The organism is Pseudomonas anuradhapurensis (assembly GCF_014269225.2).
Classification (GTDB): domain Bacteria; phylum Pseudomonadota; class Gammaproteobacteria; order Pseudomonadales; family Pseudomonadaceae; genus Aquipseudomonas; species Aquipseudomonas anuradhapurensis.
Genome location: NZ_CP077097.1, coordinates 2,797,612 through 2,821,679, shown reverse-complemented (window position 1 = coordinate 2,821,679; position 24,068 = coordinate 2,797,612). Strand labels below are relative to the sequence as shown.

Below are 24,068 nucleotides of genomic sequence, written 5' to 3'. Positions count from 1 at the left end.
GGTTTACCGTGAACGAACATACATTGTCCAGGCGCCTGGAGCGCGTGGCCGCCTATGTGCCACAAGACGCGCGCCTGGCCGACATCGGCTCGGACCACGGCTACCTGCCGGTGGCCCTGATGTTGCGTGGCGTGCTGGCGGCAGCGGTTGCCGGCGAGGTGGCACAGGCACCGTTCGCCTCGGCCCAGCGCAACGTGCGCAGGAACGGCCTGGACGGCCGGGTCAGCGTGCGCCTGGCCGATGGCCTGGCAGCGATCGAGCCGCAGGACCGCATCTCGGTGGTGAGCATCTGTGGCATGGGCGGCGACACCATGTGTGACATTCTCCAAGCCGGCAAGCAGCGCCTGGCTGGCGTCACCCGCCTGGTGCTCCAGCCCAATGGCGGTGAGCGCGAACTGCGCCAATGGCTGATGGAAAATGGCTTGCGCATCGTCAACGAAGAACTGCTGCGGGAGAACCGCTTCGACTACGAGATCATCGTCGCCGAGCCAGGTGCGGCGGCGTACACCGCTGAACAGCTGTATTTCGGCCCGCTGCTGTTGCAGGAGAAAAGCGAGGCGTTCCTGGTCAAGTGGCGGCGCATGCTGCGGCAGAAGCAGCAGACCCTGGCCAACTTCGAGCGGGCTCGCGATGCGGTGCCTCAAGCGAAGCTCGACCACTTCAGGCAACAGCTGGGCTGGATCAACACAGTCCTGGCCTGAGTCATTGCTGCGAGCAGTTGCCCATCTCCCGGTAGTCGATTTCACGCTGCTGGCCCTGGTGGTCGACATACACCATGTGCGCGGTGCCGACCTGGCAGTCGGCGGCGTTGCTGGCCGGGGTGATGGAAATGACCTTGGCCACGTCAAGCGGCATGCCGTATTCGTAGTGGGTACTGGCGGGCTGGCTGCTGGCGGTGTCGGCGAGAGCGCCGAACGAGGCGAGGCTGGCGGCTATGGCAAGGACAGTGATCGAGCGTTTCATGGCAGGCTCCTTTCAGTGGATGACTCATGATCCATTCATTGGTCATCCACAATAAATGGGCTGATCCGTGATAGATTCCTGCCTATAGCGCAAGAATAATGTGATCAAGGAGCCCATTCATGGACATGCTGCATGCCATGCGTACCTTCGCCCGGGTCGTGGAATGCGGCAGCTTCGCTGCGGCTGCCAACGCCCTGGACATTTCCGCGGCGCAGGTATCGCGCATTGTTGCCGAGCTGGAAAACCAGCTGCAGACCCGCCTGCTGCACCGTACGACGCGGCGTTTACGCATGAGCGAGGCCGGCGAGCGATTTCTTGAGCGCTCGCGGCAGATCCTGTTGCTGACCGAAGAAGCGGTGGGCGAAGCCCGTGGTGCGCACCTGACCCCGCGTGGCCACCTGCGTCTGCATTGCCCGCACGGCCTGGGGCTGTTGCTGATGCCGCTGGTGGCCGGCTACAACGCGCTGTGCCCGGAGGTGGTGATCGAGCTGACCCTGTCGCAGCGCAACCCCGACCCACTGGCCGAAGGGCATGACGTGGTGATTACCGTAGACGGGGCCCTGCCGGACTCGCAGTTGATCGCCGTGCCGCTGGGCAACATCTTCAGCATTCCGTGTGCGGCGCCCAGCTATCTGCAGGCCCACGGCGTACCCGAGCGCCCGGAAGACCTGCACCAGCACCGCTGCCTGCGCATGGCCTACCCGATGTACGAAGGGGACTGGGTATTCCCGCAAGGGGTGGACCAGTGCGTGATCGCGCCGAGCGACAGTTTCTCCACCAACGTTGCCGACGCCATGCTGGTGGCCAGCGAGTTGGGCATGGGCATTGGCCTGCTGCCGTTCTATACCGCCAGCCAGGCGATCGAACAGGGGCGCTTGTGCCGCTTGCTGGCCCCGTACCGGCTGCGGGAGAACGCGCTGTACGCGGTATACCCGTCACGCCATTACCTGGATGCCAAGGTACGGACCTGGATCGACTACCTCAAGGAGCAGTTGCCGGCGTTGTTCGAGGGCCATGCCAGCGTGGTGGATGATGCGCGCTATTGGCGATAGCCGAGTGGGGGGCGGTTAACGCTGGCCTGTGTAGGAGCGGCCTTGTGTCGCGACAGGGCCGCATGGCGGCCCCAGCAATGTGTGCATCAAAGCTGACATCCTGGGGCGGCGTTGCGGCCCTGTCGCGACACGAGGCCGCTCAGGGTGCGTGCAAGGCTTTAAATCGGGTAGTGCTTCAACTCGCGGGCAATCAGCATCCGCTGGATCTCGCTCGAGCCTTCATAGATCTGCGTGATCCGCGCATCGCGGTAGTAGCGCTCCACCGGGTAGTCCTCCAGGTAGCCATACCCTCCATGCACCTGGATCGCCATCGAGCACACCCGCTCGGCCATTTCCGAAGCGAACAGCTTGGCCTGTGACGCTTCCGACAGGCACGGCTTGCCGGCGCTGCGCAGGCGCGCGGCATGCAGGATGAGCAGGCGCGCGGCATTCACCTGTACCTGCATGTCGGCCAGCAGGTTGGCGATGCTCTGGTGCTCGTTGATCGGCTTGCCGAACTGCACGCGGTCACGTGAGTACAGCAGCGCGGCTTCGAAGGCGGCGCGGGCAATGCCCAAGGCTTGCGCGGCAATGCCGATGCGGCCGCCTTCGAGGTTGGACAGGGCGATGGCCAGGCCCTTGCCACGTTCACCGAGGATATTGGCAGCGGGGATGCGGCAGTTGTCGAAGGTCACGGCGCAGGTATCGGAGGCGCGGATGCCCATCTTGTGCTCGCTGCGGTCGACCTTGAAGCCCGGTTTGTCGGTGGGCACCAGGAATGCCGACAGGCCCTTCTTGCCCAGCTCAGGGTCGGTCACCGCGAAGACGATCGCCAAGCCGGCGCGGCGGGCGTTGCTCACGAACTGCTTGGCACCGTTGATTACCCACTGGCCGTCCACCAGCTCGGCGCGAGTGCGCAGGTTGTGCGCTTCGGAGCCGGCCTGCGGTTCGGTCAGGCAGAAGCAGCCGATCACTTCGCCACTGGCCAGGCGCGGCAACCACTGCTGTTGCTGCTCGGCAGTGCCGTAGGCCAGCAGCGGGCCACAGCCCACCGAATTGTGGATGCTCATCATCGCCCCGGTGGCGCCACAGCCGGCGGCGATCTCTTCGACGGCCAGGGCGTAGGCGACATAGTCGGTGTAGCTGCCGCCGAATTGTTCCGGCACGACCATGCCCAGCAGGCCCAGTTCGCCCATCTTGCGCACCACGCCATCGTCGATCCAGCCGGCCTTTTCCCAGGCCTGGGCATGCGGGGCGATCTCGCCGCGGGAGAAGTCCCGGGCCATGTCGCGGATCATGATCTGTTCTTCGCTCAGTTCCAGGTCTTGCATCTGTGTACTCCCCGGCTCACAGGCCTTCGAAGAATTGTTCGACGCGCTGGCGCTGCAACGCGGCCAGGGTCGGTGGGTTCCAGCGTGGCTGCTTGTCCTTGTCGATGATCAGCGCACGCACACCCTCGATGATGTCGCCGTGCTGGAACCACTGGCGGTCCAGGTGCAGCTCCATGGCAAAGCAGTCCTCCAGGCCCAGGTGGCGGCCGCGGCGCAGCATCTCCAGGGTAACCGCCATGGCCAGCGGCGAGCGGCTTTCCAGCTGCTCGGCGGTGGCCACGGCCCAGGCGTGGCTGTCGCCAATGCTGACTGCGCGCAGTTGCTCGACGATCGCCGGCACATCGGGCAGGGCGAAGAAGTGGTCGATGACCGGGCGCAGCTTTTCCAGCGGGGCATCGTCGAGCACCTGGGTGCCGAGCCTGGCCAGCAGGTTCTGCAGGTCCTTGAGCGGGTGGTCGCCAAAGCGCAACTGGTCGAGGCCGTGGTCGAGGGCGGCGAGCTTGTCGCTGGCCAGGTACCAGTCGGCCAGGCCGCAGTACAGCGCATCGGCTGCCTGGATCTGCGCGCCGCTGACGCCCAGATAGGTGCCCAGCTCGCCAGGGATGCGCGACAGGAAGTAGCTGCCGCCGACATCCGGGAAGTAACCGATGCCCACTTCGGGCATGCCCAGGCGGCTGCGCTCGGTGACCACGCGCAGGTCGCAGCCCTGGGCCAGGCCCATGCCGCCGCCCAAGGTGAAGCCGTCCATCAGCACCAGCACCGGCTTGCGGTAATGGTGGATGACCAGGTCGAGCGCATATTCCTCGACGAAGAACGTCTCGTGCAGCGTTTCGCCCGCTTTGAAGCTGTCATGCAGCGAACGGATGTCGCCACCGGCGCAGAAGCCTTTGGGCCCCTCGCCACGCAGTACCACGGCCTGCACCTGCGGGTCGTTGGCCCACAGGTCGAAGCGCCGGCGCAGGCTGCGCACCATGTCCAGGGTCAGGGCATTGAGGCCGGCAGGGCGGTTCAGGGTCAGGTGGCCGATGTGGTTGCGGACTTCGGCCAGCACAGGGGCGGTGGCTGAGGTAGTAGCGTGCGCAGTCATTGCGTTCTCCCTGCTTTGTTATTGATTTTCCAAGTGAAGTCTGGAATTCGCTGGAGGATCGCAGAATCCTGTCATGCGAATTTGCCGTGCACAATCGACATATCTGCAGGGGGATTCTGCATTTTTGCCTTGGCCGACGCTACCGCCACTCTAGCAAGGTTTCGGCTGGCCCTCGAACTGGGCGCGGCCCTAGGGCCAGGTAGTACCGCATGAACATTGCCAGATGTCAGGCGGCCCGGGTCTTGCCCCAAGCCATGCACCACGCAGCTGCCAGATGACGCCCAGCGTTTTCTCGCGCACACTGCGGAAAATTCCCAAGCCCGTTCCCCGCCACCCTGTGGGGCACAGCCGGAGAAGAAAATGGCGCGACAACTCATAACAAACGCCCACGATCCGTTGCACGAATCCCGCCAGGCCCGTTTGAAGCTGGCCAGCGAAGGCGAGCTGCCGCTGGGCATGCTGCGCGACGAGATAGACGCCTCCTGGCGCCGCAGCCTGGGCCATGGCCTGGACTGCCTGCAGGGCGAGCAGGTTGGCCTGGGCCTGCAGAAAGGCCATGACTTGCGCATGCTGCTGGAGCGCAACCGCCTGCTGGTCGACGCCGTCACTCCGGAACTGGACTATCTGGTCGCGCGCCAGGGCAAGGCCGGTATCGTCATCCTCGGCGATGCCCAGGCCAACGTGCTGACCATCGAAGGGCAGAAGCACGTGCTGCAGCGCGAAGGCCTGCGCGACCTGCACCCGGGCAGTTGCTGGAGCGAGTCGCTGCGCGGCACCAATGCCATCGGCACGGCGGTGGTGGAAGGCCGGCCAACGCTGATCAACTGCGGCGAACACTACCTGGACCGCCTCAGCCCGTTCTCCTGCACCTCCGTGCCGCTGCGCGACCCGCAAGGCGAAGTGATCGGTGTGCTCGACATCACCCGCGAAGGCGTGATGGCGCAGCCCCAGGACAGCTTGTCGACGCTGATGCTGGCAGCCGGCAACATCGAAAGCCGGCTGTTCGGTTTGTGCCACCCGGAGCAGTGGGTGCTGGCCTTCCACAGCCGCCCGCAGTACCTCAACAGCGCCTGGCATGGGCTGCTGGCACTGAGCCTGGATGGCGAAGTACTGGCCGCCAACGACAGTGCCTGCCAGTTGTTGCAAGTGCTGCGCCATGAATTGATCGGGCGGCGCAGCAGCGACCTGTTGGGCGAACGTGCACCGGCCTTCATCGCCCGCCTGTGGCAGGGCGGGGTGAGCAGTGTGCAAACGGCCAAGGGCGAGTTTCATTTCCGCGCCCTGCAGTTGCCGCGCCATGCCCGGGTCAATGGCAGCACACCGGCCGGCAAGCCGGCGCCGAGCAAGCAGTCGCCGGCACTGGATGCCCTGGCCGGTGGCGACCCACGCCTGGCACGCAACCTGCGCATGGCCGGCCAGGGCTTGGGCAGTGGCCTGCCGGTGCTGCTGCTGGGTGAGACCGGCACCGGCAAGGAAGTGGTCGCCCGGGCCTTGCACCAGGCCAGCGCGCGGGCCGACAAGCCGTTCGTGGCGGTCAACTGCGCGGCCATTCCCGAAGGGCTGATCGAGTCCGAGCTGTTTGGCTACCGCGAGGGCGCGTTTACCGGTTCGCGCCGGGGTGGCATGGTCGGGCGGCTGATGCAGGCTCATGGCGGCACGCTGTTCCTCGACGAGATCGGCGACATGCCGCTGGCCCTGCAGGCGCGCCTGCTGCGCGTGTTGCAGGAGCGGCGGGTGGCGCCGCTGGGGGCGGGTGACGAGCAGGACATTGACGTGGCGCTGATCTGCGCCACTCACCGCGACCTCAAGCGCCTGGTACAGGAGCAGCGTTTCCGCGAGGACCTGTACTACCGGGTCAACGGCGTGTCGCTGCGCCTGCCGGCGCTGCGCGAGCGCGATGACCTGGCCGCGATCATCCAGGGATTGCTGGACAAGTCCGAGGCGCGCGGGGTCACGCTCGACCCGGCGCTGAGCGCGTTGCTCGCAGGGTTCGACTGGCCGGGCAACATCCGCCAGCTGGAAATGGTCGTGCGCACGGCACTGGCCATGCGCGAGGACGGCGAGCAAGTGCTGACCCTGGACCACCTCACCGATTGCCTGCTGGACGAACTGGCCAGCGCCACGCCAGCCTCCGGCAGCCTCAAGGACAACGAACTGGAAATGATCCGCGGCGCCCTGGCGCGCCACCAGGGCAACGTGTCCGCCGCCGCCGAGGCGCTTGGTATCAGCCGGGCCACGTTGTACCGCAAGCTCAAACAGCTGCGGGGCTGACATGGGCAGCCTGTTCGCCCGGCTGGTAGAGTCCAGCAACCCGGTCCTCATGCGCCAGGCGTTGGCCTGGTTGTACAGTTTCGTGCGCCCGCATCGGCGCGCCATCGGCTTGTTGCTGGGCTTGTCGCTGGGCGCCTCGCTGCTGGCCCTGGCGCAACCCTGGCTGGTCAAGACACTGATCGACGAGGGCTTGCTGGCCAAGGACTACCAGATGCTGTGGCACATGGCGGCGATCATGATCGCTGCCGGCCTGCTGGGCACTGTGCTGGCCGGGGTCAACCGCTACCTGCACACGCGTTTGTCGGGGCGCATCCTGTTTGCCCTGCGCGATGACCTTTATCGGCACCTGCAGCAATTGTCGCCGACGTTCTATGGTCGGCGACGTATCGGCGACCTGCTGTCGCGGCTGGATGGTGACGTGGCGGAGATCCAGCGCTTTGCCGTGGATTCACTGTTCTCGGCGGTGTCCGCGGTGATTGGCCTGGCGGGCGCGTTGGCGTTGATGCTGATGCTGTCGTGGCAGTTGTCGCTGCTGTTGGCGCTGCTGGTGCCGATCGAAGTGCTGTGGCTGCGCTGGATGCGGCGCAAGGTCGAGCATGAAGTGCGCAACCTGCGCGAACGTTCGGCAGATGTGTCGGCGTTCCTGGTGGAAACGTTGCCGGCGATGAAGTTCATCCAGGCGGCCGGCCAGCAAGAGCGCGAGGCCGGGCGCCTGGACCAGCTGGGCCAGGGCTACATGCGTCAGTTGCTCAAGGTACAGGTTACCGAGTTCTTCACCCAGGCCATCCCCGGTACGCTGACCTCCTGGTGTCGCGCCTGCGCGTTCCTGGTCGGCGGCTGGTGGGTGATCCAGGGCACCTGGCAGCTAGGTGCGCTGATCGCTTTTTCCACCTACATAGGCATGGCGGTCGGCCCGGTGCAAAGCCTGCTGGGCCTGTACGTGGCGGTGCAGCGCATGGCCGTGAGCCTGGGGCGGGTAATGGAACTCAAGCAGCAGGCCGTAACCGTGCGTTCGCCGGCCAATCCTCAGCCGATACCCGCTGGCTCGGGCGAACTGCGCCTGGAAGCGCTGAGCTTCGCCCATGAAGGGCGCCAGGGCATGGTGCTGAACAACGTGCAGCTGTGCGTGCCCGGAGGCTTGAAAGTGGCCATCAGCGGTGCTTCGGGGGTCGGCAAGTCGACCCTGATCGACCTGTTGCAGCGCTTCTACGACCCGGATGCCGGGCGCATTCTGCTCGACGGCACCGACCTGCGCGAGCTGGACCTGGTCGCATTGCGCCGGTGCATCGCGGTGGTCAGTCAGGACATCGTGCTGTTCCGTGGCACCCTGGCGCAGAACCTGGCCTACGGCATGCCCGAAGCCACCCGCGCAGAGCTTGAGCGGGTCGTGCACCTGGCACGGCTGGACAGCCTGGTCGAAAGCTTGCCACAGGGCCTGGACGGCCTGCTCGGTGAGCGTGGCCAGCAATTGTCCGGCGGCCAGAAGCAACGCATCGCCATCGCCCGCGCGGTGCTGCAGGCCCCGGCGATCCTGGTACTGGACGAGGCCACGTCGGCGGTGGACGAAGCGACCGAGCGCGACGTGATCGCGGCCATCGACCAATTGTTTGCCGGCCGTACGCGGATCCTGATCAGCCACCGCGCATCGACCCTGGCCGATGCCGACCTGCACCTGCAACTGCACGATGGCCAACTGCAGGTGTTGCCGCGGGAGATGCTCACCCATGGGCACTGATCTGTGCGTGGGCATCATCGATAGCGGCTGCTCGCCGGAACAGGTCCGCGCGCTGCGGGGGGCGCGACGCTTCTGGTTGGAGGATGGCCAGTTGCGCGAAGGTGAGACACTACCCGACCTGCTCGGGCACGGGGGCGCGGTACTGGACGCCTTGCAGCGTGAGGCCGGGTCGGTGCCGGTGCTGGTGGCCCAGGTGTTCACTGACCAGTCCAGTACCAGTGCGTTGCAGGTCGCGGCCGCGCTGCTGTGGCTGGTAGAGGCGGGGGCCAGGTTGGTCAACCTCAGCCTTGGCCTGCAGCAGGATCGGCCCGTGCTGCACCAGGCGTGTGCCGAAGCCGTGGCCGCCGGCGTGCTGCTGTGTGCCTCCAGCCCGGCACAAGGCGGACCGGTGTATCCGGCGAGCTACCCAGGGGTGATTCGAGTCACTGGTGACGCCCGCTGCGCGCCGGGCCAATGGTCGTGGCTTGGCACCCGGCAGGCAGACTTCGGCGGCTATGTGGGGGCGGGTGGCAGGGCCGGCGCGAGCCTGGGGTGCGCGGCCATGAGCGGGCGGATCGCCGCGCTGTTGCGTGAGGCGCCCGGCATGGGCCGCCCGCAGGTGCATGACTGGTTGCGCCAGCATGCGGCGTTCGTCGGCCCCGAGCGACGAGGGGGCGGGCATGGCTGAACCGCGCATTGTGGTGCTGGGCGCAGGCCCGGCGGGCGCGGCCACGGCCATTGGCTTGCGACGCCTGGGCTACCCGGTCACGGTGGTGTCCGAGTGGCGGCGCTTCGCGGCGGTCGAAGGGGTTTCACAACGGGTGCTGGAGGGGCTGCGTCACGCGGGCCTTGGCGCTGCCCTGGGCCAGGCGGCGCTGCCGGCCACGCGACGGGTGCAATGGAACGGCCGGCAACTGCAACTGAACCAGGAATTCCTGCTCGACCGGCAACGGTTTGACCGGGCGCTGCGCGACGATCTTCAACAGGCGGGCGTAAGCGTGGTCGAGGGGCGCGTGCGCGACGTCTCGCACGCCGGCGCTCATCAGGTGCGTATGGACGACGGGCAGGTATTGCTGGCCGATTTTTTGGTCGAGGCCCGTGGCCGTCAGGCGCCATTGACGGCTGACCGCCTGCGCGGGCCGGAGACAGTCAGCCTGCTCAATGTCTGGCAGGGCAGCCCAGGTACGCCAGCATCGGCGGTGGAGAGCGTGGCGGATGGCTGGGCGTGGATGGCGCGACTGGAAGATGGCCGCTGCTACTGGCAGGTCACCCTGGACGCCACCGGCCTGCCGGGCAAGGCCGGGTTGGCAGCGTACTGTGCAGCGCGGCGGGCGCACAGCGCTCTGGTCGCAGAGCTGTTCGACGCCCACGCATTGGCGCCGGCGCAGGTGCATGCGCGCAGTAGTACGGCAATTCTGGCCGGCGAATGCGTCGGGCCGGACTGGATACGGGTGGGCGATGCCGCAATGGCCGTTGACCCGTTGTCGGGCAACGGCATATTCCAGTCGCTGTCTTCGGCGTTGCAGGCGCCGGTGGTGATCAATACGTTGCTGTGCCGGCCCGAGCGGGCTGCATTGGCGCGGCAATTTCACCAGCAGCGGGTCGAACAGCTGTTCTTGCGCTTTGCCAGGATCGGGCGGGATTTCTATGGTCAGGAACAGACTCGGATGGGGCAGCCGTTCTGGGACCGACGCCAGGCATGGCCGGATGGGCAAGCGTTGCATGTGGCGGCAGACTGGCAGGCGCTCAGGGTTGAGCGGCGGCCGGTGTTGCGCGATGGCTGGGTGGACGAGGCCGAGGTGGTGGTGACGGCGGATCAGCCGCTGGGGGTGTGGCATTTGCAGGGGCTGGAGTTGGCGCCAGTCGTGCGGGCGTTGCAGGCTGGCCGGCCACTCGAGGCAGTCTTGACCGGTCGGCCGGTAGGGCAGCAGATGACGTTGCGGCGTTGGCTGGCCGAGCAGGGCTATCGCTGAAAATCCGGGGCCGTGTTGCGGCTCGATCACCGTCAAGCCAGCCCCACCGGGGCAGCACAGGCTGCGAGAGCAGTGGTTTACCTGTGGAGCTGGCTTGCTGGCGCCAGGGCCAGACCAGGGGCGTCGTCAGAGCTTGATCAGCACCGATTTCAGCTCGGTGTAATGCTCGATGGCCGCCGCGCCCATCTCGCGGCCGACACCGGACATCTTGTAGCCGCCAAACGGCAGGGCCGGGTCCAGCGCGCTGTGGCAGTTGACCCACACCGACCCCGACTTGATGCGTGGGATCATCCGGTGCACGGCGGCCAGGTCGTTCGACCAGATGCTCGCGCCCAGCCCATAGGGGGTGTCATTGGCCAGGCCGAGCACTTCGTCGATGTCGTCGAACGGCATCGCCACCAGCACTGGCCCGAAGATTTCTTCCTGAACCAGGCGGTGGCGCTGGCCGACGTCGACGATCACCGTCGGCTTGACGAAGTAGCCTGGCCCGAAGCCTTCGCCGCCACAGGCGATGGTCGCTCCCAGTTCACGGCCAAGCTCGATGTAGCCGGTGACCCGGTCCTGCTGCTTGGCCGAGATCAACGGCCCCATCTGCACCGCCGGGTCCAGTCCGTTGCCGAGTTTCATGCCGTTGGCGATGCCGGCGATGTCGGCCACCACGTTGTCGAAGTGCTTGCGGTGTACATACAGCCGGGAGCCTGCGCAGCACACCTGGCCCTGGTTGAAGAAGATCGCCGTGGCGGCGCCGGCAGCCGCCTCCTGCAGGTTGGCATCGGGCATGACAATGGTCGGCGACTTGCCGCCGAGTTCCAGGGTGACACGGGTCATGTTGTCCATGGCCGCCTTGCCGATCAGCTTGCCAACCTCGGTGGAGCCGGTGAAGGTCAGCTTGTCCACGCCGGGGTGGCGGCTGAGCGCGGCGCCGGCGTTCAGGCCGGTGCCGGTGACCACGTTGAACACGCCGGCCGGGTAGCCGGCTTCGTCCACCAGTTCGGCCAGCTTGAGCACGCTCAGCGGTGTTTCGTCCGCGGGCTTGAGCACGACGGTGCAACCGCTAGCCAGGGCCGGGCCGAGCTTCCAGCAGGCCAGCAGCAACGGGAAGTTCCAGGCGACGATGGCACCGACCACGCCTACCGCTTCGCGGCGGACGAACGCGTGGAACTGGTCGTTGGGCAGCAACGGCAGCGAGGGTTCGACAGTGCTACCCTCGATCTTGGTGGCCCAGCCTGCCATGTAGCGCAGAAAATCGATGGCCAGCTGCACGTCCATCACCTGGGCCACGGCGGCGCTCTTGCCGTTGTTCAGGCATTCCAGTTCGGCCAGCTGGCGGGCGTCGCGCTCCATCAGGTCGGCCAGGCGCCACAGCAGGTTCTGCCGTTCGCGTGGGCGCAGGCGGCTCCACGGCGAGTCGTCGAAAGCCTGGCGCGCGGCGCGCACGGCCCGATCGACATCTTCGGCGTCGGCGGCGGGCACTTCACCCAGTACCTCACCAGTGGCGGGGTTGCGGAACGACATGGTGCGACCGCTGGCGGCATCCTGCCAGTCGGCGCCGATGCGCATCTTCAGCTTGCGTTCGAGAAAGGCGCGGGTGGTGGGCAGGATGGGCAGTTCGGAAAGCATTGGGCTGTGCCTCTTGTCATTGGATGTGACAGGCAGAGGCGCAATGGTCGTGCCAAGCTGGACAAGTGCTGGTAAAGCGTTGAAGGCGTTGGGTTTTATCGGCGAGAAAGGTTGGGACTGCGGGGTGGAGCTGTTGCACATTGAGACGCTGTGAGACGGTGTTGCAACAGTGGCCTCCCGGGCCAGTCGCTGGCTTGCCGACTGGCCTGCGTAGCGGTCCAGTCTCAACCTGACACACGCTGTCGCGAAATGGCACGCTGCAGTTGGCCATCGCTGCTGGCATCAAGCGCCCGAAAACCGGCTAACAGGTTGAAAGAAAACACTTTTACAACATCTGGCACAGTTCCTGTATCGCAACCGTCACATGCACACCTGCTGTTCCAAAGCGTGCGAAAACGATAAGAACAACAACCGTGGAGGTCTGACCTTGAAGACGACTCGACTCCAGCGGCATGCGGGCAAACTGGCGCTGGTCGCCGCCGCGCTGCTGAGCACCCAGGCCATGGCGGCCGAGCAGGGCCCGAGCCTGTTGCAGAACAAGTGCATGGGGTGCCATATCCCCGAAGGCAACGACACCTACAGCCGCATCAGCCATCAGCGTAAAACACCGGAAGGCTGGCTGATGAGCATCGCCCGCATGCAGGTGATGCACGGCCTGCAGATCAGCGACGACGACCGCCGCACCCTGGTCAAATACCTCGCCGACAAGCAGGGCCTGGCGCCCAGCGAGACCGATGGTGTGCGTTACGCCATGGAGCGCCGGCTGAATACCGTCGAGCAGTTCGATACCCAACTCAGCGAAACCTGTGGCCGTTGCCACTCGGGTGCCCGTGTCGCCTTGCAGCGGCGCCCGGCCAAGGAATGGGAACACCTGGTCAACTTCCACCTCGGCCAATGGCCATCCCTCGAATACCAGGCCCAGGCGCGTGACCGCGACTGGCTGCCGATCGCCCTGCAGCAGGTGGTGCCCGACCTGGCCAAGCGCTACCCGCTGGAAAGCGCGGCGTGGGCCGAATGGCAGAAGGCCAGGCCCAAGGCCGATGCGCTGCCGGGCCAGTGGGCGTTCAGCGGCCACATGCTGGCCAAGGGCGATGTGCGCGGGGTGATGAGCGTCACGCCTGACCAGGGCGACACCTTCAAGGTCGAGGTCAAAGGCGCTTATGCCGACGGCACGCCGTTCAATGGCAGCGGTTCGGCGATCCTCTACAACGGCTATGAGTGGCGTGGCAACGTCAAGGTCGGCGACGCCAACCTGCGCCAGGTGTTCGCCGCGCTGGATGGCGAAATGAAAGGCCGCATGTTCGAGGCCGAGCACGACGAGCGTGGCCTGGACTTCACCGCAGTGAAGGACGGCAAGGCGCGCCTGCTGGCGGTACAACCGGCATTCATCAAGGCCGGTGGCGAAAGCGAGATCACCTTGGTCGGCAGCGGCCTGGCCGGCAAACCGGACCTGGGCGCTGGCGTGGAGGTGACCGAGGTGCTGGAGCAGACCCCGACCCTGGTACGGGTGAAGGCCCGCGCCGCAGCTGATGCCAAGCCAGGCCAGCGCGAAGTCGCCGTGGGGGCGCTCAAGGGCGTCAACCTGGCGGTGTACGACAAGGTCGAGGCAGTGAAGGTGGTACCGGCGTTCTCCATCGCTCGTATCGGCGAAAACGGCGCCGCGGTGCCCAAGGTGCAGGGCCGCTTCGAGGCTGAGGCGTGGGGCAAGGACGCCAACGGCCAGCCACTGCGCATCGGCTACCTGCCGGCCAGCTGGAAGGTCGAGCCGTTCAACGAGCGAGCAGTCGAGGACGAAGACGTCAAGTTCGCCGGGCAGATGCAGGCCGATGGTGTGTTCGTGCCCGGCGGCGCTGGCCCCAACCCGGCGCGCAAGATGATGACCAACAACGCCGGCAACCTGAAGGTCATCGCCACCCTGGCCGACGGTGGCCCGACCGGCGAAGGGCACATGATCGTCACCGTACAGCGCTGGAACAACCCGCCGCTGCCGTAACGGCAGGGGGCTTACGGTTTTCCAACGGATCGATTATCGGGAGGTCGCCATGGGCGCACTACTGAACCTGGTCGAACGCAACCTGCATGAAGTGCAGGTCGATGCCGACCGCATGCTTTTCCATATCCCCAGCAGTTCGCTGTTCAGCGCCGATGCGGTGACCGGCGGCATCATCGACACCCTGCGCCAGCAAGGCTGCTCGGCCGAGGAGTTGCTGCAGCGCCTTGGCCAGCAGTTTGCCGGCGACGATATCCAGGCCACCCTGCGCGAGCTGATCGCGCTGGAGCTGGTCAGCGACGGCTCGCCGCTGACCCCGGAAATCGCCCTCAGGCAGGTCGAACGCACCGCGCTGAACACTGTGGTGCTCAACGTCAACACCGGCTGCAACCTCAGCTGCACCTATTGCTACAAAGAAGACCTGGACAAGCCGTCGGCAGGCAAGAAGATGAGCGCTGCCACCGCCGAGGCTTCGGTGGAGATGCTGCTCAAGGAATCGCCCGACGAGCCGCGTTACAGCGTGGTGTTCTTCGGTGGCGAGCCGCTGTCCAACCGGCCGCTGATCGAGCATATGGTGGCCTACTGCGAGCGGCGCTTCGCCGAGGCGGGCAAGCAGGTGGAGTTCATCATGACCACCAACGCCACCTTGCTCAGCGAAGAGATCGTCGACTGGCTCAACGCCCACCGCTTCGGCCTGTCGGTCAGCATCGATGGCCCCAAGACCGTTCACGACCGCAACCGCATCACCGTGGGCGGGCAGGGCACCTATGACGTGGTGCGGCGCAAGGTCGACATGCTGCTGTCGCGCTACCACAGCCGCCCGGTGGGCGCGCGGGTCACGCTGACCCGTGGCATCACCGACGTCGAGACCATCTGGAACCACCTGTTCAACGAACTGGGCTTCGCTGAAGTCGGCTTTGCCCCGGTCACCTCCGGCGACATGGCCAACTTCAACCTCACCGGCGAAGAGCTGGTGCAGGTGTTCGCCAACATGAAGGCGCTGGGCCGGCGTTACCTTGAGGCTGCGCTGGAGCACCGCAACATCGGCTTCTCCAACCTGCACCAGCTGATTACCGACATCCACGAAGGCCACAAGAAGGCCCTGCCGTGCGGCGCCGGGCTGAAGATGCTGGCCGTGGACCACGAAGGTGAGCTGAACCTGTGCCATCGCTTCACCGGTTCCAGCCTGCCGACCTTCGGCAATGTGCACCAGGGGGTGAAGCAGGCGCAGCTCAACGACTTCCTGTCGCAGCGCCTGGACCGCAGCAACACCGGCTGCGACAGCTGTCGCATCCGCAACCTGTGCTCCGGCGGCTGCTACCACGAAAGCTATGCCCGCTATGGCGACCCGCAGCACCCGACCTACCACTATTGCGAACTGATGCGCGACTGGGTCGACTTCGGCATCGAAGTCTACAGCCGCATCATGGCCGCCAACCCGGCCTTCATCGATCGCTACATCACTCCGCGGAAGGCGCACTGACATGAAGCACTTGAAGCCCCTGAACAACAAGGCGCGCATCCTCGAACAGGCCGCCGCCGAAGACCGCGTCGAAGAAGTCATGGCCATGAGTGCGGTGGCGGGCTGCACCGCCACCACCGACCCGGGCTGGGAAGTGGACGCCTTTGGTGGCGTGAGCTCGCTGTGCCAGCCGATGGAGGCCGACCTGTATGGCTGCTCCGACCCTTGCTGGTGGCCGGCCCAGGTGCCGGACATGATGAGCACCTACCAGGACTGGAACGCCCAGGCGAGCAACTCGGCGCAAGACTGGCGCAACCTCGGCACCGTGTTCCCGAAAGACAAGTGACCGGCCCAACAAGAATGACAAGGGGAAACCGCATGAAAGCTGGACGCTGCGCGTCACTCGCGCTCACCATCGCCGCCACGGCCTGTGCCGGGCTGGTACAGGCCGCCGACACCGGGCCGGCGCTGAAGGCTGGCCACGAATACATGATCGTGACCAACTACCCGAACAACCTGCACGTGGTCGATGTGGCCAGCGACACGGTGTACAAGAGCTGCGTGATGCCCGACAAGTTCGGCCCAGGCACCGCGATGATGGCGCCGGACAACCGTACCGCCTACGTGCTCAACAACCACTACGGTGACATCTACGGCATCGACCTGGACACCTGCAAGAACACCTTCCATGCCAACCTGTCCAGCGTGGCGGGCGAGGTCGGCAAGTCGATGTACTCGTTTGCCATCAGCCCCGACGGCAAGGAAGTCTATGCCACGGTCAACCCGACCCAGCGACTGAACGACCACTACGTGGTCAAGCCACCGCGGCTGGAAGTGTTCAGCACTGCCGATGGCCTGCAGGCGAAGCCCGTGCGCACCTTCCCGATGCCGCGCCAGGTGTACCTGATGCGTGCGGCGGACGACGGCAGCCTGTACGTCGCCGGGCCGGACATCTACAAGATGGATGTGAAGACCGGCAAGTACACGGTGGCCTTGCCGCTGCGCAACTGGAACCGCAAAGGCTACAGCGCCCCGGACGTGCTGTACTTCTGGCCGCACCAGAGCCCGCGCCATGAGTTCTCGATGCTGTACACCATTGCCAGGTTCAAGGATGACAAGCAGGACCCGGCCACTGCCGAGCTGCTGTATGGCTACCTGAGCGTCGACCTGAAGACCGGCAGGACCCACACCCAGGAATTCGCCGACCTGACCGAGCTGTACTTCACCGGGCTGCGTTCGCCAAAAGACCCGAACCAGATCTACGGCGTACTCAACCGCCTGGCCAAGTACGACCTCAAGCAGCGCAAGCTGATCAAGGCGGCTAATCTGGAGCACACCTATTACTGCGTCACGTTCGACAAGAAGGGCGACAAACTGTACCTGGGCGGCACCTTCAACGACCTGGCGGTGTTCAACCCGGATACGCTGGAGAAAGTGAAGAACATCAAGTTGCCGGGTGGTGACATGTCGACCACGACGCCGCAGGTGTTCATTCGTTAAACCGGTGTTGCTTTCTTCGCGGGCAAGCCCGCTCCCACAGGTAAGGCGCAAGTTCTGAAACCTGTGGTGATCCTGTGGGAGCGGGCTTACCCGCGAAGAGGCCAGTACAAACACTATAAAAACAACAAGAGAACACCCATGCCCCAGCCAAGCTACTCCCAGGGTAACCAGGACAAAGCCCTGCTCAGCCAATGCATCGGCGATGCCTTCGACGCCACCGTCGCCCGCTTCCCCGATCGCGAAGCCTTGGTAGTCCGCCACCAGGCCCTGCGCTACACCTGGCGCCAACTGGCCGCTGCAGTTGACCAGCACGCCCGCGCCCTGATGGCCTTGGGCGTGCAACCCGGCGACCGCCTGGGCATCTGGGCACCCAACTGCGCCGAATGGTGCATCACCCAGTTCGCCAGTGCCAAGGTTGGCGCGATCCTGGTCAACATCAACCCGGCCTACCGCTCCAGCGAACTGGACTACGCCCTTGGCCAGTCCGGCTGCCGCTGGGTGATCTGCGCCGACGCTTTCAAGACCTCCGATTACAACGCCATGCTGCTGGGCCTGGTACCGGGTCTGGCCAGCGACCAGCCGGGCGCCCTGATCTGCGATCGCTTCCCCGAGTTGCGCGGTGTTGTCAGCCTGGCTGCCGCGCCACCGCCGGGCTTTCTCGCCTGGCACGAGCTGCAGGCGCGTGCCACGGCTGTCAGCCGTGAAGCCTTGGCCGAGCGCCAGGCACAGCTGCGCTGCGACGACCCGATCAATATCCAGTACACCTCGGGCACCACCGGTTTCCCGAAAGGCGCCACCCTGAGCCACAGCAACATCCTCAACAACGGCTACATGGTCGGTGAAAGCCTCGGCCTGACCGAGCATGACCGGCTGGTGGTGCCGGTGCCGCTGTACCACTGCTTTGGCATGGTCATGGCCAACCTTGGCTGCATGACCCACGGCAGTACCCTGATCTACCCCAGCGACGCGTTCGACCCGCTGGCCACGCTACGTGCGGTCGCCGAAGAGCGGGCCACTGCGCTGTATGGCGTGCCGACCATGTTCATCGCCGAACTGGATCACCCGCAGCGTGGCGAATTCGACCTGTCCAGCCTGCGCACCGGGATCATGGCGGGCGCCACCTGTCCTATCGAGGTGATGCGCCGGGTGATCGGCGAGATGCACATGGCCGAGGTGCAGATTGCCTATGGCATGACCGAGACCAGCCCGGTATCGCTGCAGACTGGTGCCAGCGACGACCTGGAACGTCGCGTGACCAGTGTGGGGCGCACCCAGCCGCGGTTGGAGAACAAAGTGATCGATGGCGCCGGCGCCACCGTGCCGCGCGGCGAGATCGGTGAGCTGTGTACGCGCGGTTACAGTGTGATGCTGGGCTATTGGAACAACCCCGAGGCCACCGCCGAAAGCCTTGACCAGGACGGCTGGATGCACACCGGCGACCTGGCGGTAATGGACGAGCAGGGCTATGTGCGTATTGTCGGGCGCAGCAAGGACATGATCATTCGCGGCGGCGAAAACATCTATCCGCGCGAGCTGGAGGAGTTCTTCTTCACCCACCCGGCGGTGGCCGATGTGCAGGTGATTGGCGTGCCCTGCAGCAAGTACGGCGAAGAGATCGTGGCCTGGGTGCGGCTGCACCCGGGGCATACGGCCAGTGTGGAGGAACTGCGCGATTGGGCGAAGGCGCGGATAGCGCACTTCAAGGTGCCCCGGTACTTCCGCTTTGTCGATGAATTCCCGATGACGGTGACCGGCAAGGTGCAGAAGTTCCGCATGCGCGAGATCAGTGTCGAAGAGCTGGCTGCCGGGTAAATCACCAGCTGAAGGGGAATGGGGCCTCTGTAGCGGCCTTGTGTCGCGAAAGGGCTGCAAAGCAGCCCCGGCAATTCATGCATCGCTGCTGAAATCCCGGGGCCGCTTTGCGGCCCTTTCGCGACACAAGGCCGCTCCTACAAGGACCGCGCAGGCCTGATGGTCAGGCAACAACCAGATGCCGGTGACCGGCAAGGTGCATGCGCGAGATCAGTGTCGAGGAGCTGTCTGCCGGATGATGTGTCGCCTGCACTGGCCTCTTCGCGGGCACAGGCAGTAGATGATCTCAGCCTTGCAACAGCTCCGGGCTGTTGAAGTTGCTCAACCTGCGATCATCGTCACTACATTCCAGCCCTTGCACCGCTTCACGCAGCAAGGCCTTCTGCAAACTCCGTTCACCCGCTGCCCAGGCCTGCTCCAGCACCGGCAACAGCCGACGTGGCAACACGCTGAACATTGGCTGCCAGTAGCCACCCTGGCGCACCATGGCCGCACTGTCACGGGGCACCGCCAGCCGCAGCAGGTCCTCGATCAACCCCCGGTCAACCAGCGGCGCATCACAGGCCAGCAGCACCACCCATTCATGCCGCGCCACCTTGAGCCCGGCAATCACCCCCGCCAACGGCCCGGGGTAGTCCGCCTCGGCATCGCCCACCAACTGGTCGGCATACGCCCGGTAGGCCTGCTGGTTACGGTTGCAGGAAATCACCAGGTCATCGCTGAGCGGGCGTACCACGCGCTGCACATGCGCCACCAGCGGTTCGCCCTGCCAGTCGATCAGGCCCTTGTCGCGGCCGCCCATGCGCTGGCCGCGGCCGCCGGCAAGAATGAGGATCGAGCAGGGTGGCAGTGCATCAGGCATGAAAAAGGGTTCCGGGCAGTCATTGCCGGGAACCCTCCCATGTCACGCGCTGCTTGTCCAGTCAGCGCTCGCTGGCCACGCTCGGTATGTCGCTATCACGCGCTTGGCGGCGCCCGGCCAGGCGCATCACCACGACGAAGAACACCGGCACGAACACCACCGCCAGGGTGGCGCTCAGCATGCCGCCGATCACCCCGGTGCCGATCGCCTGCTGGCTGGCCGAGCTGGCGCCGCTGGCGATGGCCAGGGGGACCACGCCAAGAATGAACGCCAGCGAGGTCATCACGATCGGGCGCAGGCGCAGGCGTGCGGCTTGCACGGCGGCGTCAACGGCATCGACGCCCTGGTCGACCAGGCTCTTGGCGAACTCGATGATGAGAATGGCGTTCTTCGCCGACAAACCGATCAGGGTGATCAGGCCAACCTTGAAGAACACGTCGTTGGGCATACCGCGCAGGGTCACGGCCAGCACCGCGCCGAGTACCCCAAGCGGCACCACCAGCAGCACTGCGGTCGGGATCGACCAGCTTTCGTACAGTGCCGCCAGGCACAGGAACACCACCAGCAACGACAGCGCCATCAACATCGGCGCCTGGCTGCCGGACAGCCGTTCCTGCAGCGACAGGCCGGTCCATTCCAGGCCGGAACCGGCCGGCAGCTGGGCCACCAGGCGCTCGATCTCGGCCATGGCTTCGCCCGAGCTGTAGCCGGCCGCCGGCTCGCCGGAAATCGACACTGCCGGGTAGCCGTTGTAACGCGTCAGCTGCACCGGGCCGCTGACCCATCTGGCCTGGACGAATGCACCCAACGGCACCATCTTGCCGCTGTCGTTGCGCACGTGGATCCTCAGCAGGTCCTCGACCTGGCTGCGCTGGTCGCCTTCGGCCTGCACCACCACCCGCTGCATGCGGCCCTGGTTGGGGAAGTCGTTGACGTAACTGGAGCCCACGGCCACGTCCAGGACCGTGCCGATATCGGCGAACGATACGCCCAGGGCGTTGGCCTGGCGGCGGTCGATTTCCAGCTGGATCTGCGGGCTTTCCGCCAGCGACGCTTCGCGCACGTTGGCCAGGACCTTGCTCTTGCCCGCATTGGCCAGCAGCTCGTCGCGGGCGGCCATCAGTGCGGCGTGGCCCATGCCGCCGCGGTCCTGCAGGCGGAACTCGAAGCCGGTCGACTCACCGAGGCCGTCGATCGGTGGCGGCAGCACGGAGAACGCCACGGCGTCCTTGAGCTGGGCGAAGGCCAGGGTGGCACGGTCGGCGATCGACTGGGCGCTGTCATCGCCACCGCGCTCGGACCAGTCCTTGAGCGTGGTGAAGGCCAGCGCCGCGTTCTGCCCGCTACCCGAGAAGCTGAAGCCGAGAATCAGCGTGGTGTTGCCCACGCCTGGCTCCTCGGCGTTGTGCGCCTCGATCTGGGCCGCCACCTGTTCGGTGCGCATGCGGCTGGCGCCTGGTGGCAGCTGGATGTCGGTGATGGTGTAGCCCTGGTCTTCGGTAGGCAGGAACGCCGTCGGCAACTGGCTGAAGCCATAGCCCAGCACGGCCAGCAGCACCGCGTACACCAGCAGGTAGCGGCCACTGCGCCTGAGCGCCTGCATCACCCAGCGCTGGTAGCCGTTGCTCATGTCCTCGAAACGGCGGTTGAACCAGCCGAAGAAACCTTTGCGCTCATGCTGCTCGCCTTTGGCCACCGGCTTGAGCAGGGTGGCGCACAGTGCCGGGGTGAGGCTGAGGGCAAGAAATGCCGAGAACAGGATCGACACCGCCATCGACAGCGCGAACTGCTGGTAGATCACGCCCACCGAGCCTGGCATGAAGGCCATGGGCAGGAACACTGCGACCAGCACCAGGGTGATGCCGACTATCGCGCCGCTGATCTGGCCCATGGCCTTGCGCGTGGCCGCTTTCGGCGGCAGGCCTTCCTCGGCCATGATCCGCTCGACGTTCTCCACCACCACGATGGCATCGTCGACCAGGATGCCGATGGCCAGCACCATGCCGAACAGGGTCAGTACGTTGACCGAGAAGCCCATGGCCAGCATGACGGCAAAGGTGCCCATCAGCGCCACCGGCACCACCAGGGTGGGGATCAGGGTGTAGCGCAGGTTCTGCAGGAACAGGAACATCACCGCGAACACCAGCAGCATGGCCTCGAACAGGGTGTTGATCACCTGCTCGATCGACACCTTGACGAACGGTGAGGTGTCGTAGGGGATGTCGTACTTCACGCCTGCGGGGAAGTAGCGCGCCAGGTCGTGCATCTTTGCCCGCACCAACGTGGCGGTTTCCATGGCGTTGGCCCCCGGCGCCAGCTGCACGCTGAAGGCGGTGGCCGGCTTGCCGTTGAGGCGGGTGCCGTACTGGTACTCCTGGGCGCCGATCTCGACCCGGGCGACATCACCGATGGTAACGCTGGAGCCGTCCGGGTTGGCGCGCAGGACAATGGCGGCGAATTCCTCGGGGGTGCTCAACTGGCCCTTGACCACCACGTTGGCGGTGATTTCCTGGGTGCTGCGGCCGGGCAGGTCGCCGATGCTGCCAGGCGCAACCTGGATGTTCTGCGCCGCGACCGCCGCAGCCACGTCGTTGGGCGTGAGGTTGAAGCCGATCAGCTTGCGCGGGTCGATCCAGATGCGCATGGCGCGCTCCGAGCCGTACAGCTGGGCCTTGCCGACGCCCTTGAGGCGGCGGATCTCATCCATCACGTTGCGCGCAAGAATATCCGACAGCGCGGTTTCGTCGAGCTTGCCGTCCTCGGAGGTGAGCGTGGCCAGCAGCAGGAAACCGGTGGATACCTTCTCCACCTGCAGCCCTTGCTGGGTGACCGGGCGCGGCAGGCGCGACTCGACCACTTTCAAGCGGTTCTGCACGTCGACCTGGGCCAGGTCCGGGTTGGTGCCCGGGGCGAAGGTGGCGGTGATGGTGGCGCTGCCCAGGCTGCTCTGCGACTCGAAGTACAGCAGGTTGTCGGCGCCGTTGAGCTCCTGCTCGATCAGGCTGACCACGCTTTCGTCCATGGTCGCCGCCGAGGCGCCCGGGTACACGGCGTAGATCTCCACTTGCGGCGGTGCCACATTGGGGTACTGGGCCACCGGCAGCTGCGGGATGGCCAGCGCGCCGGCGAGCAGGATGAACAGTGCGACCACCCAGGCGAATACCGGGCGGTCGATGAAGAATTGCGGCATGAATCAGGCCCTCACTGGCCAGTGTGCTGTGCGATGGGCGGCGCCCCGGATGCATTGTCGACCTGCACCTGGTCACCGGCCTTGACGTGTTGCAGGCCCTCGACCACCACCCGCTCGCCGGGCGCCAGGCCTTCGCTGACGATCCAGCGGTCGCCCTGGGCGCTGCCCAGGACCACCTGGCGATCGCTGACCCGGGCCTGTGGGTCGACCACCAGTACCTTGGGCACGCCAGCACTGTCGCGCAGGATGGCGCGTTGCGGCACGCTCAGGCCTTTGGGCTGCACGGCCTGCTCCAGGCGCACGCGTACGTAGCTGCCGGGCAGCAGGTCGAGGTCCGGGTTGGGGAACTCGCTGCGCAGGGTGATCTGGTTGGTGCTGGGGTCGACGCTGATATCGGAGAACAGCAGCTTGCCCGGCAACGGATAGGCGCTGCCATCGTCCTGGATCAGCGTGGCACGGGCCTGACCGTCACCGACCTGCTGCAGCTCACCCGCTCGCAGGGCCCGGCGCAAGGCGTTGAGTTCACGCGTCGACTGGGTGACATCGGCGTGGATCGGGTCCAACTGCTGGATGGTCGCCAGCGGCGTAGTCTCGTTCTGCCCGACCAGCGCGCCTTCGGTGACCAGGGCGCGACCGATACGGCCGGATATCGGTGCGGTCACGGTGGCGTAGCCCAGGTTCAGGCGGGCACGCTCCAGGGCGGCCCTGGCTTCGGCGACGGCGGCATCGGCCTGCAGGAACGCCGCCCTGGCGTTGTCGTATTCCTGGCGGCTGACGGCCTTGTCGTCGACCAGCTCACGGTAGCGCTGCTCTTGCAGGCGTGCCTGGTACAGCGTGGCCTCGGCCTTGGCCAGGGTGGCGCGGGCGCTGTCATGGTCGGCCTTGAACGGCGCCGGGTCGATCAGGAACAGCACATCGCCTTGCTTGACGTCGCTGCCTTCGCGGTACACCCGCTTGAGCACCACGCCAGCCACCCGGGCGCGGACTTCGGCGGTGCGCGGCGCCAGGATGCGACCGCTGAGTTCGCTGCTGATGGCCAGAGGTTGCAGTTGCAGGGTTTCCACCCGCACTTGCGGGGTGGGGGCCTGTACTTCCTGTTCGGCGCTGTCGTCGCAGCCGGCCAGGGACAGGCTCAGGAACGCCAAAAGCGCCAACGGGCGCAAGCGTGGGGGGAGGGTAGTAGACATACGGATCTTCCGATGATGACCGCCCATATGCTAAGGCAGGCGCTGCTTGGATGGCTGTTAATACCTGTAGGACGA

Annotated in this window: 18 protein-coding genes; 11 read left to right on the top strand and 7 right to left on the bottom strand. The window is 65.8% G+C overall.

Annotation, left to right across the window (positions count from 1 at the left end):
* Positions 1–8: 8 nt before the first annotated feature.
* Entirely contained in the window at positions 9–701 is a 693-nt protein-coding gene (locus HU763_RS13085) for a tRNA (adenine(22)-N(1))-methyltransferase (RefSeq protein WP_186685726.1), read from the top strand.
* 1 nt (position 702) lies between these two features.
* Here HU763_RS13085 and HU763_RS13080 read toward each other — a convergent pair whose 3' ends face one another.
* Positions 703–963, bottom strand: coding sequence for a DUF2790 domain-containing protein (locus HU763_RS13080; protein WP_186676700.1), 261 nt, complete (start codon positions 961–963; stop codon positions 703–705).
* Between the two features lie 119 nt (positions 964–1,082).
* Here HU763_RS13080 and HU763_RS13075 point away from each other — a divergent pair, with 119 nt between their 5' ends.
* Positions 1,083–2,015: a LysR family transcriptional regulator gene (locus HU763_RS13075; RefSeq protein WP_170030162.1), complete on the top strand. Its 933-nt coding sequence runs from the start codon at positions 1,083–1,085 to the stop codon at positions 2,013–2,015.
* Between the two features lie 158 nt (positions 2,016–2,173).
* Here HU763_RS13075 and HU763_RS13070 read toward each other — a convergent pair whose 3' ends face one another.
* Both HU763_RS13070 and HU763_RS13065 read right to left on the bottom strand, forming a co-directional pair.
* Positions 2,174–3,325, bottom strand: coding sequence for an acyl-CoA dehydrogenase family protein (locus HU763_RS13070; protein ID WP_186685728.1), 1,152 nt, complete (start codon positions 3,323–3,325; stop codon positions 2,174–2,176).
* Between the two features lie 16 nt (positions 3,326–3,341).
* Positions 3,342–4,412, bottom strand: coding sequence for an enoyl-CoA hydratase/isomerase family protein (locus tag HU763_RS13065; protein WP_186685730.1), 1,071 nt, complete (start codon positions 4,410–4,412; stop codon positions 3,342–3,344).
* A gap of 360 nt (positions 4,413–4,772) precedes the next feature.
* Between HU763_RS13065 and HU763_RS13060 the strand changes: the two genes are divergently transcribed.
* From HU763_RS13060 to qhpG, 4 genes are read left to right on the top strand one after another with little or no spacing between them, the layout of a single operon-like run.
* The gene (locus tag HU763_RS13060; RefSeq protein WP_186685732.1) at positions 4,773–6,683 is read left to right on the top strand and encodes a sigma-54-dependent Fis family transcriptional regulator; all 1,911 of its coding nucleotides are present in this window, start codon (positions 4,773–4,775) and stop codon (positions 6,681–6,683) included.
* Between the two features lies 1 nt (position 6,684).
* The gene (locus tag HU763_RS13055) at positions 6,685–8,418 is read left to right on the top strand and encodes an ABC transporter ATP-binding protein (protein WP_186685734.1); all 1,734 of its coding nucleotides are present in this window, start codon (positions 6,685–6,687) and stop codon (positions 8,416–8,418) included.
* Complete coding sequence (gene qhpE, locus HU763_RS13050) at positions 8,408–9,085, top strand: subtilisin-like serine protease QhpE (protein ID WP_186685736.1); 678 nt, start codon at positions 8,408–8,410, stop codon at positions 9,083–9,085. The genes HU763_RS13055 and qhpE overlap by 11 nt, the downstream gene beginning before the upstream one ends.
* Positions 9,078–10,370: a flavin-dependent monooxygenase QhpG gene (gene qhpG / locus HU763_RS13045; RefSeq protein WP_186685739.1), complete on the top strand. Its 1,293-nt coding sequence runs from the start codon at positions 9,078–9,080 to the stop codon at positions 10,368–10,370. Before qhpE ends, qhpG begins: the two co-directional genes overlap by 8 nt.
* 126 nt (positions 10,371–10,496) lie before the next feature.
* Here the strand turns inward: qhpG and HU763_RS13040 are convergent, their stop codons facing one another.
* Positions 10,497–11,990: an aldehyde dehydrogenase family protein gene (locus tag HU763_RS13040; protein ID WP_186685741.1), complete on the bottom strand. Its 1,494-nt coding sequence runs from the start codon at positions 11,988–11,990 to the stop codon at positions 10,497–10,499.
* A gap of 427 nt (positions 11,991–12,417) precedes the next feature.
* Here HU763_RS13040 and peaA point away from each other — a divergent pair, with 427 nt between their 5' ends.
* The 5 genes from peaA (at position 12,418) to HU763_RS13015 (ending at position 18,754) form a co-directional block, all read left to right on the top strand.
* Entirely contained in the window at positions 12,418–13,983 is a 1,566-nt protein-coding gene (gene peaA, locus HU763_RS13035) for a quinohemoprotein amine dehydrogenase subunit alpha (RefSeq protein ID WP_186685742.1), read from the top strand.
* Between the two features lie 49 nt (positions 13,984–14,032).
* Positions 14,033–15,463, top strand: a complete 1,431-nt coding sequence (gene peaB / locus HU763_RS13030) for a quinohemoprotein amine dehydrogenase maturation protein (RefSeq protein ID WP_186685743.1) — start codon at positions 14,033–14,035, stop codon at positions 15,461–15,463.
* Between the two features lies 1 nt (position 15,464).
* Positions 15,465–15,788, top strand: coding sequence for a quinohemoprotein amine dehydrogenase subunit gamma (qhpC, locus tag HU763_RS13025; protein ID WP_186676745.1), 324 nt, complete (start codon positions 15,465–15,467; stop codon positions 15,786–15,788).
* Between the two features lie 32 nt (positions 15,789–15,820).
* A complete protein-coding gene (gene peaD, locus HU763_RS13020; RefSeq protein ID WP_186685744.1) occupies positions 15,821–16,942 on the top strand; it encodes a quinohemoprotein amine dehydrogenase subunit beta in 1,122 nt (373 codons plus the stop codon).
* 138 nt (positions 16,943–17,080) lie between these two features.
* Entirely contained in the window at positions 17,081–18,754 is a 1,674-nt protein-coding gene (locus tag HU763_RS13015) for a fatty acid CoA ligase family protein (RefSeq protein WP_186685745.1), read from the top strand.
* A gap of 286 nt (positions 18,755–19,040) precedes the next feature.
* Here the strand turns inward: HU763_RS13015 and mobA are convergent, their stop codons facing one another.
* The 3 genes from mobA to HU763_RS13000 all read right to left on the bottom strand — a co-directional run bounded on the left by mobA (position 19,041) and on the right by HU763_RS13000 (position 23,993).
* On the bottom strand, positions 19,041–19,616 hold the full coding sequence (gene mobA / locus HU763_RS13010; protein ID WP_186685746.1) for a molybdenum cofactor guanylyltransferase MobA: 576 nt from the start codon (positions 19,614–19,616) through the stop codon (positions 19,041–19,043).
* 61 nt (positions 19,617–19,677) lie between these two features.
* Entirely contained in the window at positions 19,678–22,806 is a 3,129-nt protein-coding gene (locus HU763_RS13005) for an efflux RND transporter permease subunit (RefSeq protein ID WP_186685747.1), read from the bottom strand.
* An 11-nt stretch (positions 22,807–22,817) separates the two neighbouring features.
* On the bottom strand, positions 22,818–23,993 hold the full coding sequence (locus tag HU763_RS13000; RefSeq protein ID WP_186685750.1) for an efflux RND transporter periplasmic adaptor subunit: 1,176 nt from the start codon (positions 23,991–23,993) through the stop codon (positions 22,818–22,820).
* Positions 23,994–24,068 lie beyond the last annotated feature (75 nt).